3 protein-coding genes are annotated in these 16,224 nt (G+C 41.2%); all 3 read right to left on the bottom strand.

The window, feature by feature from the left end; all coding sequences use genetic code 11:
- Window positions 1-230: 230 nt before the first annotated feature.
- The 3 genes from OLM45_RS08810 to OLM45_RS08820 are packed head-to-tail and all read right to left on the bottom strand — an operon-like array spanning window position 231 to window position 16,199.
- On the bottom strand, window positions 231-2,180 hold the full coding sequence (locus OLM45_RS08810) for an OmpA family protein (protein WP_264509613.1): 1,950 nt from the start codon (window positions 2,178-2,180) through the stop codon (window positions 231-233).
- Window positions 2,181-2,197: 17 nt separating this feature from the next.
- Complete coding sequence (locus OLM45_RS08815; RefSeq protein ID WP_264509614.1) at window positions 2,198-3,109, bottom strand: type IX secretion system membrane protein PorP/SprF; 912 nt, start codon at window positions 3,107-3,109, stop codon at window positions 2,198-2,200.
- Window positions 3,110-3,167: 58 nt separating this feature from the next.
- The gene (locus OLM45_RS08820; protein ID WP_264509615.1) at window positions 3,168-16,199 is read right to left on the bottom strand and encodes a gliding motility-associated C-terminal domain-containing protein; all 13,032 of its coding nucleotides are present in this window, start codon (window positions 16,197-16,199) and stop codon (window positions 3,168-3,170) included.
- Between the last annotated feature and the right edge of the window lie 25 nt (window positions 16,200-16,224).

A 16,224-nucleotide genomic window follows, 5' to 3' on the forward strand; every position in this document is an offset into this window, starting at 1 on the left:
GATTACTAGCTAAAGCTGAATGATTGTACCACCCATTTCGATTTGATTAAAGTATAATTCGTAGTTGGAGAATTAAATGCGATAAAAGCGTTGTTTAACTATCCGATTTCGAAAAGGTATAAATCATTTACCCAATCCATATATATTTTGTGTTAAACCCGCTTATATCCAAGAAAAACGCCCCACTTTGCAGTGAGGCGTTCTCGGGTTTAAACAATTTATAATGTAGATTATAATTTGGTAATGATGAATTCTGAACGACGGTTCGCTTGGTGTTGCTCTTCCGTACATTCGGATTTGTTGGTGGGTTCACAAGCACAATCGTTAACCAATTGCGATTCTCCGTACCCTTTACCTGTTAAACGTTTCGGACTGATTCCTTGTTTGATTAACCAAGCTACAGTAGATTTCGCTCTACGATCTGATAAGGATAAGTTGTATTTTGCGGTTTGACGGCAATCTGTATGAGAACGAATATCCAATTCCATGGTTGGGTATTGTTCTAATACGTCTAATATTTTAGCCAATTCAACGGCTGCATCAGGACGAATATTTGATTTATCTAAATCAAAATAAATCATTTTAATTCCTAATTTATCCAATAAATCATCCGTTAAATCCAATGGTTTCTTTGTTTTCTCCATGGTAATTGGCACAAACGTTTTCCCTGTTTCGTTGGCTGTCATTACTGGAGTATCTACGGTATTGTATTCTGGTAATGTAGTTTTAAGGTAGAATTTCGTTTCACAATCTTGAGCCCCAAAATCAAATTTACCTTCTGCATCGGTTTTCATTTCTTTCAATACTTTGAAGTTTTGGTCTTGTAAAACAACCGTTACACCGGCCAATGGTTTACCGTCTGCCACATCTGTAACAATACCGTTAATGGCTTGTTCACAATCTACCAATCGGGTGTTTTCTTTGAAACGGTAGATATCATCATTTCCATTTCCACCATCACGGTTTGAAGAAACATAACCAGTACGGTCTTTTTCATTGATTAAATACGCGAAATCATCTTTTGAACTGTTGATGGGTTCACCAACATTGTGAATACGTTTGAAAGAGCCATCAGGTTGAACTTTAGCAAAGAATACATCCAATCCTCCTAATCCAGGATGACCGTCAGAAGCGAAATAAAATTCACCGTCAGAAGTAATCATTGGAAATGTTTCACGGCCTTCAGTGTTGATTACATCACCTAAATTTACAGGTGTTCCAAATGAACCGTCTCCGTTGATGCTAACTTTAAAGATATCTGACAACCCTTTTGTTCCAGGCATATCCGATACAAAGTATAAGGTTTTCTCATCGGCACTTAAGGCGGGGTGAGCGGTTTGGAAGTCATTACTGTTAAAAGGTAGTTCTTTAATATTTGACCATTTCCCGTCGTTAAAAGTAGCCGAGTAAATTTTCAATAGGGTAGAACCTTTGCTGTTTTTTTCGCGTTTATCCAAGAAACTATTTCTTGTAAAATATACGGTTTTACCATCTTTAGTGAAGGCACAAGTCGATTCGTTGAAACGAGAATTTAATCCCATATCCATTCTTTTCGGATTGGAAACTTTACCTTGTTCACCAATATCGGCCGTATACAAATTGGTAAAACTTTCACCCGTCCAGGTATGTTTACGTTTTCCTAAACTTCCAGTATCACGCGCTGATGTAAATACTAATTTTTTGTCATAATAGGCAGCACCGTAATCAGAGTATTGTGAGTTGATACCTGCATTTTCCAAGGTATAACGTCCAGAGTTTTTCTTAATTTGGACTAAATAATCTTTTTGTGTTGCTGCTAATTTAGCACGTTGATCATTACCGCTCAACTGATTAAACTTCGCCATCATTTGATCGGCTTTTGCGTAATCATTGGTTGCTTTTAATGCTTGTGCATAACGGAAATAATATTCGGCTGGATTTTCTGGTGCGAAATTGAATAATTCGTTGTACCATTTGGCAGCGCTAGTTAAATCACCTTTATAGTAATACGAATCTCCTAATTTTTGCAACATATCTTGAGATTTGTATCCTTTGGCAAAAATACGTTCGTACGTTTTAATCGCATCAACATAAGCATAGTTTTGAAACTGCTTTGTTCCTTTGGCTTCCTTGTTTTGAGCCGTAAGGCTTCCACAAGTGGCAAGAGCGATTAAAGCTATTTGTAAGAATCTGTTTTTCATGGTTGCTTATAATTATATTAGAAGAATCTTGGTGATACAATACGGTCGTCACGTTTGAACAATTCAAATCGTAAAAATACTTCGTGAGAACCTGAGTTATAGTTGGCTAATTTAGTAGTTTCTAAATCATATCCATAGCCTACAAACAAACCATCGGTAATTTGGAATCCGGCCATTGCACTCATGGCAGCACCCCATCTCCAAGCGGCTCCTAAAGTAAATTTATCATTGATTAAGAAGTTACCTGATACATCCAATTGGAAAGGAGCTCCTTCAACAACTTTTGATAAGAAGGCAGGTTTGAATTTTAAGTTCGGACTTAAATCAAAAACATAACCTCCGATTAAATAAAAGTTCATACGTTCTTTATAAACAGCTACATCATTATCATTGTAACGTTTTGTTTCAAAGAAATTGGGAACCGATAAACCTAAATACGATTTGTCTGAATGTAAATATGCTCCGGCTCCAATATTCATACTGAAGTTGTTGTTCAAATTTTGAAGTAGTGGATCATTCGCATTTTGGTATGTCAATTTAGTAACATCTAAATTAAATAAATTACCTGTTGCTTTTACACCAAAGGATAATTTATAGGTCTCAGAAGTTTGGATAGAATACGATACATCGGCAGAAATTGTATTTTCTGTCGTAGGTCCGATTCGGTCATTTACAAACGATAATCCTAATCCAAGATTAGTAAATTTAATTGGCGTATTCATTGAAAATGCATTTGTAACTGGTGCACCATCTAATCCGACCCATTGTGTTCTGTGTAGTCCAAAGAAACTCATAACACCACGCGAACCAGCATAGGCAGGGTTGACGTTAATCGTGTTATACATATATTGTGTGTATTGGGCATCTTGTTGAGCGAAACTCATCCATCCCGATAACAGCATTCCGAAAAGTAAAAATCTTGTTCTCATTTATTTGGGTGTTTAAAAAACACCCGGGGATTAAGGGTATTATCCCCGGATGATCAGATTATCTTGATAAGTACAAATATCCGTTTTTAGTTACATAATTACCTTCAGCATTTTTGTATTTCAAAATGTAGAAGTACGTACCTGTTGGTAATTCCGCCGATTGGTTAACGGTAGATCTACCTTCAGACACTCCACGGAATACTCTAGACTCATTATCATAGTTGGATGTGTCAAACACTTTCACACCCCAACGGTTGTAGATTTCAACAGTATTCTCAGGGTAACAAGTGGTATCTTCAATGTTTTCAATGATAAAGTAATCATTAGTTCCGTCACCATTAGGTGTCAATGCATTGTTGATTACTAACGCTTGACATGGTAATACAATACAAGCATTTTCATTCACATTAATAGTTACTGCATATTCCACAGGACAAGTTCCATTACTTAATGTATACTTGATAATATAGCTACCATTTGCAATTTGATAGGGATTAAAGACACCTGTTGAAGTATTTAATCCGCCTGTGTTATTCACATCTGTCCATACACCCGAAGTCATATCTGTTCCAGGGAATTGCGCTAAAATAACATTGGCAACATTAATAGTTAATGTGTTATCATTATTACAAACTACATCAGCATAAGTCATGTTGTTTGTTGCAGCTACCAAAGTAACGTTCACTGTTTGTGTATACGTATTGGTATTGTTACAAGCATCAGATACAGTCCATGTTCTCACAATTGTGTATACTCCATTTTGTGTTGGTGAAGTAGTTTCGTTGTAAGCTACAGTTACTGTTGCACTACAATTATCTGTAAACTGTAATTGAGGAACAGCAGGAATTGCATCACAATTAACATTTACAACTGCTAAGTATGGAGTAGCGATTTGTGGAGCTACAGTATCAACCACATTCACAATTTGTGTATGTGTAGTTGTATTACCACAAGCATCCGTTGCAGTCCATGTTCTTGTTATTGTGTAAGCACTTGGACAAGATCCAGCAGTAGAAGTTTCATTAAATGTTACCGTTGCAGCACCACAGCTATCAGTTGCTGTTAATGTAGCTGCTGAAGGTACATTAGCACATTGTGCAGTTGCATTTGTCGGTAAAGTTCCTACGAATACTGGTGCTGTAGTGTCTTGTACCGTAATGGTTTGTACATGTGTTGTTGTGTTACCACAATTATCAGATGCAGTCCATGTTCTTGTTATAGTATAAGCACCTGGGCAAGTTCCAGCAGTTGTAGCTTCATTGAAAGTAACGGTCGCTGTACCACAATAATCACTAGCTGTTAATGTAGCTGCAGCAGGAACATTTGCACATTCTACTGTTACATCCGTTGGTAAAGTCTCAACAAATGTTGGAGCCGTTGTATCCTGAACAGTAATGTTTTGAGAGTGTGTAACAGTGTTGCCACATTCGTCTGTACCTGTCCAAGTTCTAACTAAAGTATAGTTATTAGGACAACTTCCAGCTACTGTTGTTTGATTAAATGTTACAGTTGCTGTACCACAGTTGTCAGTTGCTGTTAATTCAACTAATTCTGGGATACTTGTACATTCAACAGTCACATCAGTTGGTAAAGCTTCTACGAAAGTAGGTGCAGTAGTATCTTGAACGGTTACTACTTGTGTAGCAGTAGTTGTGTTACCACAAGCATCCGTAGCTGTCCATGTACGCGTTAATGTATAGTTACCTGCACAGTTACCCGCAGCAGTTACTTCGTTGAAGGTTACCGTAGCTGCTCCACAGTTGTCTGTAGCAGTCAATGTTGCTGCCGCAGGAACGTTAGAACATTCCACTGTTACGTTAGCTGGCGTAGCTTCTACGAAAGTAGGTGCAGTAGTATCTTGAACGGTAACTACTTGCGTAGCAGTAGTTGTGTTACCACAAGCATCCGTAGCTGTCCATGTACGCGTTAATGTATAGTTACCTGCACAGTTACCCGCAGCAGTTACTTCGTTGAAAGTAACGTTAGCCGTTCCACAGTTGTCTGTAGCAGTCAATGTTGCTGCCGCAGGAACGTTAGAACATTCCACTGTTACGTTAGCTGGCGTAGCTTCTACGAAAGTTGGATCTACAGTATCTTGGATAGTGAAAGTAGCAGAAGTTGTTGCTGTATTACCACAAGCGTCAGTCGCAGTGAAAATTACAGTTATTGCTGCTGAACAGTCATTTGCCATAGCACTGAAATTATTAGTCCAAATTACATTACCACAGTTATCAGTAGCTGAAGCACCACCTTGATTAGCTAACCAAGTTTGTAAAGTATTGGTATTACCTGATCCATCACACTCAACAACTAAATTAGAAGCTTGAGCAGTAATTTGAGGCGCAGTAGTATCTTGAACGGTTACTACTTGCGTAGCAGTAGTCGTGTTACCACAAGCGTCAGTAGCTGTCCATGTACGCGTTAATGTATAGTTACCTGCACAGTTACCCGCAGCAGTTACTTCGTTGAAGGTTACTGTAGCTGCTCCACAGTTGTCTGTAGCAGTCAATGTTGCTGCCGCAGGAACGTTAGAACATTCCACGGTTACGTTAGCTGGCGTAGCTTCTACGAAAGTAGGCGCAGTAGTATCTTGAACGGTTACAACTTGTGTAGCAGTAGTTGTGTTACCACAAGCATCCGTAGCTGTCCATGTACGAGTTAATGTATAGTTACCTGCACAGTTACCTGCAGCAGTTACTTCGTTGAAGGTTACCGTAGCTGCTCCACAATTGTCTGTAGCAGTCAATGTTGCTGCCGCAGGAACGTTAGAACATTCCACTGTTACGTTAGCTGGCGTAGCTTCTACGAAAGTAGGTGCAGTAGTATCTTGAACGGTTACAACTTGTGTAGCAGTAGTTGTATTACCACAAGCATCCGTAGCTGTCCATGTACGCGTTAATGTATAGTTACCTGCACAGTTACCTGCAGCAGTTACTTCGTTGAAAGTAACGTTAGCCGTTCCACAGTTATCTGTAGCAGTCAATGTTGCTGCCGCAGGAACGTTAGAACATTCCACTGTTACGTTAGCTGGCGTAGCTTCTACGAAAGTAGGCGCAGTAGTATCTTGAACGGTTACTACTTGCGTAGCAGTAGTTGTATTACCACAAGCATCCGTAGCTGTCCATGTACGCGTTAATGTATAGTTACCTGCACAGTTACCTGCAGCAGTTACTTCGTTGAAAGTAACGTTAGCCGTTCCACAGTTGTCTGTAGCAGTCAATGTTGCTGCCGCAGGAACGTTAGAACATTCCACTGTTACGTTAGCTGGCGTAGCTTCTACGAAAGTAGGCGCAGTAGTATCTTGAACGGTTACTACTTGCGTAGCAGTAGTTGTATTACCACAAGCATCCGTAGCTGTCCATGTACGAGTTATTGTATAGTTACCTGCACAGTTACCTGCAGCAGTTACTTCGTTGAAAGTAACGTTAGCCGTTCCACAGTTGTCTGTAGCAGTCAATGTTGCTGCCGCAGGAACGTTAGAACATTCCACTGTTACGTTAGCTGGCGTAGCTTCTACGAAAGTAGGCGCAGTAGTATCTTGAACGGTTACAACTTGTGTAGCAGTAGTTGTGTTACCACAAGCATCCGTAGCTGTCCATGTACGAGTTAATGTATAGTTTCCTGCACAGTTACCCGCAGCAGTTACTTCGTTGAAGGTTACCGTAGCTGCTCCACAGTTGTCTGTAGCAGTCAATGTTGCTGCCGCAGGAACGTTAGAACATTCCACTGTTACGTTAGCTGGCGTAGCTTCTACGAAAGTAGGTGCAGTAGTATCTTGAACGGTAACTACTTGCGTAGCAGTAGTTGTGTTACCACAAGCATCCGTAGCTGTCCATGTACGAGTTAATGTATAGTTACCTGCACAGTTACCCGCAGCAGTTACTTCGTTGAAAGTAACGTTAGCCGTTCCACAGTTGTCTGTAGCAGTCAATGTTGCTGCCGCAGGAACGTTAGAACATTCCACTGTTACGTTAGCTGGCGTAGCTTCTACGAAAGTTGGATCTACAGTATCTTGGATAGTGAAAGTAGCAGAAGTTGTTGCTGTATTACCACAAGCGTCAGTCGCAGTGAAAATTACAGTTATTGCTGCTGAACAGTCATTTGCCATAGCACTGAAATTATTAGTCCAAATTACATTACCACAGTTATCAGTAGCTGAAGCACCACCTTGATTAGCTAACCAAGTTTGTAAAGTATTGGTATTACCTGATCCATCACACTCAACAACTAAATTAGAAGCTTGAGCAGTAATTTGAGGCGCAGTAGTATCTTGAACGGTTACTACTTGCGTAGCAGTAGTCGTGTTACCACAAGCGTCAGTAGCTGTCCATGTACGCGTTAATGTATAGTTACCTGCACAGTTACCCGCAGCAGTTACTTCGTTGAAGGTTACTGTAGCTGCTCCACAGTTGTCTGTAGCAGTCAATGTTGCTGCCGCAGGAACGTTAGAACATTCCACTGTTACGTTAGCTGGCGTAGCTTCTACGAAAGTAGGCGCAGTAGTATCTTGAACGGTTACAACTTGTGTAGCAGTAGTTGTGTTACCACAAGCATCCGTAGCTGTCCATGTACGAGTTAATGTATAGTTACCTGCACAGTTACCTGCAGCAGTTACTTCGTTGAAGGTTACCGTAGCTGCTCCACAATTGTCTGTAGCAGTCAATGTTGCTGCCGCAGGAACGTTAGAACATTCCACTGTTACGTTAGCTGGCGTAGCTTCTACGAAAGTAGGTGCAGTAGTATCTTGAACGGTTACAACTTGTGTAGCAGTAGTTGTATTACCACAAGCATCCGTAGCTGTCCATGTACGAGTTAATGTATAGTTACCTGCACAGTTACCTGCAGCAGTTACTTCGTTGAAAGTAACGTTAGCCGTTCCACAGTTATCTGTAGCAGTCAATGTTGCTGCCGCAGGAACGTTAGAACATTCCACTGTTACGTTAGCTGGCGTAGCTTCTACGAAAGTAGGCGCAGTAGTATCTTGAACGGTTACTACTTGCGTAGCAGTAGTTGTATTACCACAAGCATCCGTAGCTGTCCATGTACGCGTTAATGTATAGTTACCTGCACAGTTACCTGCAGCAGTTACTTCGTTGAAAGTAACGTTAGCCGTTCCACAGTTGTCTGTAGCAGTCAATGTTGCTGCCGCAGGAACGTTAGAACATTCCACTGTTACGTTAGCTGGCGTAGCTTCTACGAAAGTAGGCGCAGTAGTATCTTGAACGGTTACTACTTGCGTAGCAGTAGTTGTGTTACCACAAGCGTCCGTAGCTGTCCATGTACGCGTTAATGTATAGTTACCTGCACAGTTACCTGCAGCAGTTACTTCGTTGAAGGTTACCGTAGCTGCTCCACAGTTGTCTGTAGCAGTCAATGTTGCTGCCGCAGGAACGTTAGAACATTCCACTGTTACGTTAGCTGGCGTAGCTTCTACGAAAGTAGGTGCAGTAGTATCTTGAACGGTTACTACTTGCGTAGCAGTAGTTGTGTTACCACAAGCGTCCGTAGCTGTCCATGTACGCGTTAATGTATAGTTACCTGCACAGTTACCTGCAGCAGTTACTTCGTTGAAAGTAACGTTAGCCGTTCCACAGTTGTCTGTAGCAGTCAATGTTGCTGCCGCAGGAACGTTAGAACATTCCACTGTTACGTTAGCTGGCGTAGCTTCTACGAAAGTTGGATCTACAGTATCTTGGATAGTGAAAGTAGCAGAAGTTGTTGCTGTATTACCACAAGCGTCAGTCGCAGTGAAAATTACAGTTATTGCTGCTGAACAGTCATTTGCCATAGCACTGAAATTATTAGTCCAAATTACATTACCACAGTTATCAGTAGCTGAAGCTCCACCTTGATTAGCTAACCAAGTTTGTAAAGTATTGGTATTACCTGATCCATCACACTCAACAACTAAATTAGAAGCTTGAGCAGTAATTTGAGGTGCAGTAGTATCTTGAACGGTTACAACTTGTGTAGCAGTAGTTGTATTACCACAAGCATCCGTAGCTGTCCATGTACGCGTTAATGTATAGTTACCTGCACAGTTACCCGCAGCAGTTACTTCGTTGAAGGTTACCGTAGCTGCTCCACAGTTGTCTGTAGCAGTCAATGTTGCTGCCGCAGGAACGTTAGAACATTCCACTGTTACGTTAGCTGGCGTAGCTTCTACGAAAGTAGGCGCAGTAGTATCTTGAACGGTTACTACTTGCGTAGCAGTAGTCGTGTTACCACAAGCGTCAGTAGCTGTCCATGTACGCGTTAATGTATAGTTACCTGCACAGTTACCTGCAGCAGTTACTTCGTTGAAGGTTACCGTAGCTGCTCCACAATTGTCTGTAGCAGTCAATGTTGCTGCCGCAGGAACGTTAGAACATTCCACTGTTACGTTAGCTGGCGTAGCTTCTACGAAAGTAGGTGCAGTAGTATCTTGAACGGTTACAACTTGTGTAGCAGTAGTTGTATTACCACAAGCATCCGTAGCTGTCCATGTACGAGTTAATGTATAGTTACCTGCACAGTTACCTGCAGCAGTTACTTCGTTGAAAGTAACGTTAGCCGTTCCACAGTTATCTGTAGCAGTCAATGTTGCTGCCGCAGGAACGTTAGAACATTCCACTGTTACGTTAGCTGGCGTAGCTTCTACGAAAGTAGGCGCAGTAGTATCTTGAACGGTTACTACTTGCGTAGCAGTAGTTGTATTACCACAAGCATCCGTAGCTGTCCATGTACGAGTTATTGTATAGTTACCTGCACAGTTACCTGCAGCAGTTACTTCGTTGAAAGTAACGTTAGCCGTTCCACAGTTGTCTGTAGCAGTCAATGTTGCTGCCGCAGGAACGTTAGAACATTCCACTGTTACGTTAGCTGGCGTAGCTTCTACGAAAGTAGGCGCAGTAGTATCTTGAACGGTTACTACTTGTGTAGCAGTAGTTGTGTTACCACAAGCATCCGTAGCTGTCCATGTACGAGTTAATGTATAGTTACCTGCACAGTTACCCGCAGCAGTTACTTCGTTGAAGGTTACCGTAGCTGCTCCACAATTGTCTGTAGCAGTCAATGTTGCTGCCGCAGGAACGTTAGAACATTCCACTGTTACGTTAGCTGGCGTAGCTTCTACGAAAGTAGGTGCAGTAGTATCTTGAACGGTTACAACTTGTGTAGCAGTAGTTGTGTTACCACAAGCATCCGTAGCTGTCCATGTACGAGTTAATGTATAGTTACCTGCACAGTTACCTGCAGCAGTTACTTCGTTGAAAGTAACGTTAGCCGTTCCACAGTTGTCTGTAGCAGTCAATGTTGCTGCCGCAGGAACGTTAGAACATTCCACTGTTACGTTAGCTGGCGTAGCTTCTACGAAAGTAGGCGCAGTAGTATCTTGAACGGTTACTACTTGCGTAGCAGTAGTTGTGTTACCACAAGCGTCCGTAGCTGTCCATGTACGCGTTAATGTATAGTTACCTGCACAGTTACCTGCAGCAGTTACTTCGTTGAAGGTTACCGTAGCTGCTCCACAGTTGTCTGTAGCAGTCAATGTTGCTGCCGCAGGAACGTTAGAACATTCCACTGTTACGTTAGCTGGCGTAGCTTCTACGAAAGTAGGTGCAGTAGTATCTTGAATCGTCAAGGTAATTGTAGCTGTATCACAATTGTTAGGATTTAATGTTTCACAAATTTGGTAAGTGAAAGTATAAGTTCCACAACTTCCTGAAGCTGATAAAGAAATATTTCCATTTGAATCTATAACAACATTTGTTGCTGACCCTGAGATAACAGTAAAGTTAACTTGGCCATTAGCAATAGCTATACCGTTTAATGTGTCGTTCGAAATTGCATTAGCAAAAATTCCATTTTCAGAACAAAGAGCAGTAATCGTATCGTCGTTAGCTACGATAGGAGCAGCGTTCACAGTCACTGTTACAGTAGCTGTATCGCAATTAGTTGGATTTAAGATTTCACAGATTTGGTATACCAATGTATAGTTACCTGCAGGCGTTCCAGCAGCAACTACCACATCCGTACCTACTAAAGTTACACCAGGGTTTGTAGAAGATACAAACGTAGTGTTCACTTGAGCAGCAAGAACTGGCTGACCATTAAGTGTATCGTTTACCAATACATTAGTGAAAGAAGTTCCACCTGCAAAACCGTTTACTGGTGTTCCCGCATCGTCATTAGCAATGATAGGAGCGGTGTGTACCGTTACAGTCACAGTAGCTGTATCACAATTAGTTGAGTTTAAGATTTCACAAATTTGGTAAACAAGAGTATACGTACCTGCAGGTGTTCCAGGGGCAACATTCACCGCACCGGTTGCAGGATCTAAAGTTACATTCGGATTGGTTGTAGAAACTTGCGTTAAGTTCACTTGCGCCAAAGTAACGGGTTGACCGTTTAAGGTATCGTTTACCAACACATTAGGAACAGCAGTACCACCCGTGTAACCGTTAGCTGAACCGCTATCGTCGTTAGCTACGATAGGAGCAGCGTTCACAGTTACTGTTACAGTAGCTGTATCACAATTAGTTGGGTTTAAGATTTCACAGATTTGGTATACCAAAGTATAGTTACCTGCAGGCGTTCCAGCAGCAACTACCACATCCGTACCTACTAAAGTTACACCAGGGTTTGTAGAAGATACAAACGTAGTGTTAACTTGAGCAGCAAGAACTGGCTGACCATTAAGTGTATCGTTTACCAATACATTAGTGAAAGAAGTTCCACCTGCAAAACCGTTTACTGGTGTTCCAGCATCGTCATTAGCAATGATAGGAGCGGTGTGTACCGTTACAGTCACAGTAGCTGTATCACAATTAGTTGGGTTTAAGATTTCACAGATTTGGTAAACAAGAGTATACGTACCTGCAGGCGTTCCAGGGGCAACATTCACCGCACCGGTTGCAGGATCTAAAGTTACATTTGGATTGGTTGTAGAAACTTGCGTTAAGTTCACTTGCGCCAAAGTAACAGGTTGACCGTTTAAGGTATCGTTTACCAACACATTAGGTACAGCAGTACCACCAGTATAACCGTTAGCTGAACCGCTATCGTCGTTAGCTACGATAGGAGCAGCGTTCACAGTTACTGTTACAGTAGCTGTATCACAATTAGTTGGGTTTAAGATTTCACAGATTTGGTATACTAAAGTATAAGTACCTGCAGGCGTTCCAGCAGCAACTACCACATCCGTACCTACTAAAGTCACACCTGGGTTTGTAGAAGATACAAACGTAGTGTTCACTTGAGCAGCAAGAACTGGCTGACCGTTAAGTGTATCGTTTACCAATACATTAGTGAAAGAAGTTCCACCTGCAAAACCGTTTACTGGTGTTCCCGCATCGTCATTAGCAATGATAGGAGCGGTGTGTACCGTTACAGTCACAGTAGCTGTATCACAATTAGTTGGGTTTAAGATTTCACAGATTTGGTAAACAAGAGTATACGTACCTGCAGGCGTTCCAGGGGCAACATTCACCGCACCGGTTGCAGGATCTAAAGTTACATTTGGATTGGTTGTAGAAACTTGCGTTAAGTTCACTTGCGCCAAAGTAACAGGTTGACCGTTTAAGGTATCGTTTACCAACACATTAGGTACAGCAGTACCACCAGTATAACCGTTAGCTGAACCGCTATCGTCGTTAGCTACGATAGGAGCAGCGTTCACAGTTACTGTTACAGTAGCTGTATCACAATTAGTTGGGTTTAAGATTTCACAGATTTGGTATACTAAAGTATAAGTACCTACAGGCGTTCCAGCAGCAACTACCACATCCGTACCTACTAAAGTCACACCTGGGTTTGTAGAAGATACAAACGTAGTGTTCACTTGAGAAGCAAGAACTGGCTGACCGTTAAGTGTATCGTTTACCAATACGTTAGTGAAAGAAGTTCCACCTGCAAAACCATTCACTGGTGTTCCCGCATCGTCATTAGCAATGATAGGAGCAGCACCTACAGTAACTGTTACAGTAGCTGTATCACAGTTAGCAGGGTTTAAGATTTCACAGATTTGGTATACTAAAGTATAGGTACCTGCAGGTGTTCCAGGGGCAACATTCACCGCACCGGTTGCAGGATCTAAAGTTACATTTGGATTGGTTGTAGAAACTTGCGTTAAGTTCACTTGCGCCAAAGTAACAGGTTGACCGTTTAAGGTATCGTTTACCAACACATTAGGAACAGCAGTACCACCAGTATAACCGTTAGCTGAACCGCTATCGTCGTTAGCTACGATAGGAGCAGCGTTCACAGTTACTGTTACAGTAGCTGTATCACAATTAGTTGGGTTTAAGATTTCACAGATTTGGTATACCAAAGTATAGTTACCAACAGGCGTTCCAGCAGCAACTACCACATCCGTACCTACTAAAGTCACACCTGGGTTTGTAGAAGATACAAACGTAGTGTTCACTTGAGAAGCAAGAACTGGCTGACCGTTAAGTGTATCGTTTACCAATACGTTAGTGAAAGAAGTTCCACCTGCAAAACCATTCACTGGTGTTCCCGCATCGTCATTAGCAATGATAGGAGCAGCACCTACAGTAACTGTTACAGTAGCTGTATCACAGTTAGCAGGGTTTAAGATTTCACAAATTTGGTAAACAAGAGTATACGTACCTGCAGGCGTTCCAGGGGCAACATTCACCGCACCGGTTGCAGGGTCTAAAGTTACATTTGGATTGGTTGTAGAAACTTGTGTTAAGTTCACTTGCGCCAAAGTAACGGGTTGACCGTTTAAGGTATCGTTTACCAACACATTAGGAACAGCAGTACCACCCGTGTAACCGTTAGCTGAACCGTTATCATTTTCTGCATTAATTACTGCTGCAGTTACTGGCACTGTAACCGTTGCTGTATCACAATTTGTTGGATTGGAAACTTCACAAATTTGATATACTAATGTATAATTACCTGCAGGAGTACCTGGAGCAACTACTACATTGTTACCTACTAATGAAACCCCAGAATTTGTTGATGAAACTTGAGATACGGTAACTTGTGAAGCAACTACTGGATTTCCATTTAAAGTATCGTTGGTTAAAACATTGGTAAATGATGTTCCACCTGAAGCTCCTATAATAGAAGTTCCCGAATCGTCATTAGCAATAATTTTGTTACATCTTGAAATGGTAAATGGAATATTACATCCAGTGCTTCCAGGAGGAACTGCATAATAAGTTACCGTTGTTCCTGCATCAATTGGGAATGGATTTGAAGCATTGTATTCCACAGTATTGGAATCAACTGGATATTCGTTGTAAAAAGAAGATCCTGTTGGGAAACTTGAAGCTACATCAGATACTGGAACTGTTGTTCCAGCACCACAATAGTAGAAGTTTCGTACTGTTGGAACACCTTGACAATTGGCATTCACATAATTAGTTCCATTGATTCCAATTGAAATGGCTTGAGCGATGGGTTCTCCCACACAAGTACCATTGGTGGTATACCCTTGAATTAACGGTTTGTTGTTTAAAGCAACTCCAGTTATCGCACCGACACCAGAAATGGTTCCGTTTATTTGAATGTTATTACCACAAGAAGTATTGTTCAATATTGTACAATCTGTAGTAGCTCTTAATTTAAATGTCAATCGAGCTAATACTTGATTGGGCGAAGAAGGTAAAGGTAATGTTCCAAAATCCCAAACTATCGAACCCGTTGCACCTAGCGTAGGATTGAAGGTTATCGTGTTTGGTGAAGGTAGAGGCGTGAATAATACCGATCCCGAAGCACTGTTAGTTACATAAGTAGTATTGTACGGAATAGGAATAACAATTTTAGTATTATTTACCGCTTCTGTACCTAAGTTTTTAATTTCCACACTAAAAGTCATATCCTGACCGGGTTGAATGGAATAAGGAGGTGTCGTAACGTTTACATTGTTCAATTGAGTTACACTCAACATACCTTCTTGTTCAGGAACATAGGCGTCTACGGCCATGGCTATATTAAAAATAGCATAAACGTCACCACCACTACCGTATTGGAAGTTGGTTGACGTTTGACTGTTTCCGATAATGGTATTGTTCGTATTGTTAAGCGTGAACATTGCTATATCAATACCTGTATTGTTTGCTATGTTAGGGTTTCGCGTATTTCCACCCGTGGCTATAGAAGAATTAAAGAAATTCGACGCAGAATTACCGGTATGGGAAAGAGTTGTGTAATTATTAGTGTTTAAATTTCTAATTCTAAAGAAATCCCCAGTAAGGTTTACGTCACCCTCTGAAGCCATCATACCTAATTTGATTCCTACATTACCTGTTTGTACCGTATTAAAACCTGATACAGGTAAATTTGTTGTAGATGAACCATTCATGTAAGCATGACCATCAAAGATAGTCACATCACGGTATTTCATTTTGGAGTTTTCGTAAACTACAATGATACCCCAACCTCCGGAATATCCTGTTCCACCGCCATTACCATCACGTAAAGCTAAATCGGCTACAGTATATGAACCTAAACCGTATTGTCTAACATAGTCGGTAATTTCAGCATATCCAGAATAAATATAATCCCCATTGGAAGTAGGGTAATAAATATTTGTAGAGGAAGCTTGAAGCGTTGTATAAGCAGTTGCACCAGGACCTTTCAATAACGCTTTACGTTTGTCAAATGTCTTGGTGTATGATGTACCCCCGATGGTTTTTGTTACGCTGAACGTATTGGAAGCAGTACCCGATTGATTGGCTCGACCTGTCCAGTACAATCCGGCAAAAACAATGCGTGAACAGGAAGGAATTGCACCGTTTTCAGTTGAAAGGGTCAAATCCGCTGACGAAGAGTTGAAGGTCGGACTACCACCTAGGCCAGTGATGCTATTTCCATCAACATCCACATACACCATCGTGTTGTTATTATTGTTGGTTGTCGCACCATAATTTTGTAGGGTCAGGTTGGTATTACCAATCATGGTAAAATCCCCTTTTACATTATAAACGGTTTTCGTCGGAGTGTACGACGAAGTTCGTTGTGTAAAGGGAACATAAACCTGAGCATTTAAGCTTCCAATCATCCCAAAAAGGAATAAAAGCTGGAGAAGCAAAAATTTGGTTTTGTTAGATTTGTGAGTCATATAGTTATTTTTCATGGTATTCAACTTTGATCTAAATTTG

It is taken from the genome of Flavobacterium sp. N1719, from assembly GCF_025947045.1.
GTDB classification, from domain to species: Bacteria; Bacteroidota; Bacteroidia; order Flavobacteriales; family Flavobacteriaceae; genus Flavobacterium; species Flavobacterium stagni.

Excerpts from the sequence above, each read along its gene's own strand:
- OLM45_RS08810 (WP_264509613.1), bottom strand. The coding sequence starts at position 2,180 with ATGAAAAACAGATTCTTACAAATAGCTTTAATCGCTCTTGCCACTTGT.
- OLM45_RS08815 (WP_264509614.1), bottom strand. The coding sequence starts at position 3,109 with ATGAGAACAAGATTTTTACTTTTCGGAATGCTGTTATCGGGATGGATG.
- OLM45_RS08820 (WP_264509615.1), bottom strand. The coding sequence starts at position 16,199 with ATGAAAAATAACTATATGACTCACAAATCTAACAAAACCAAATTTTTG.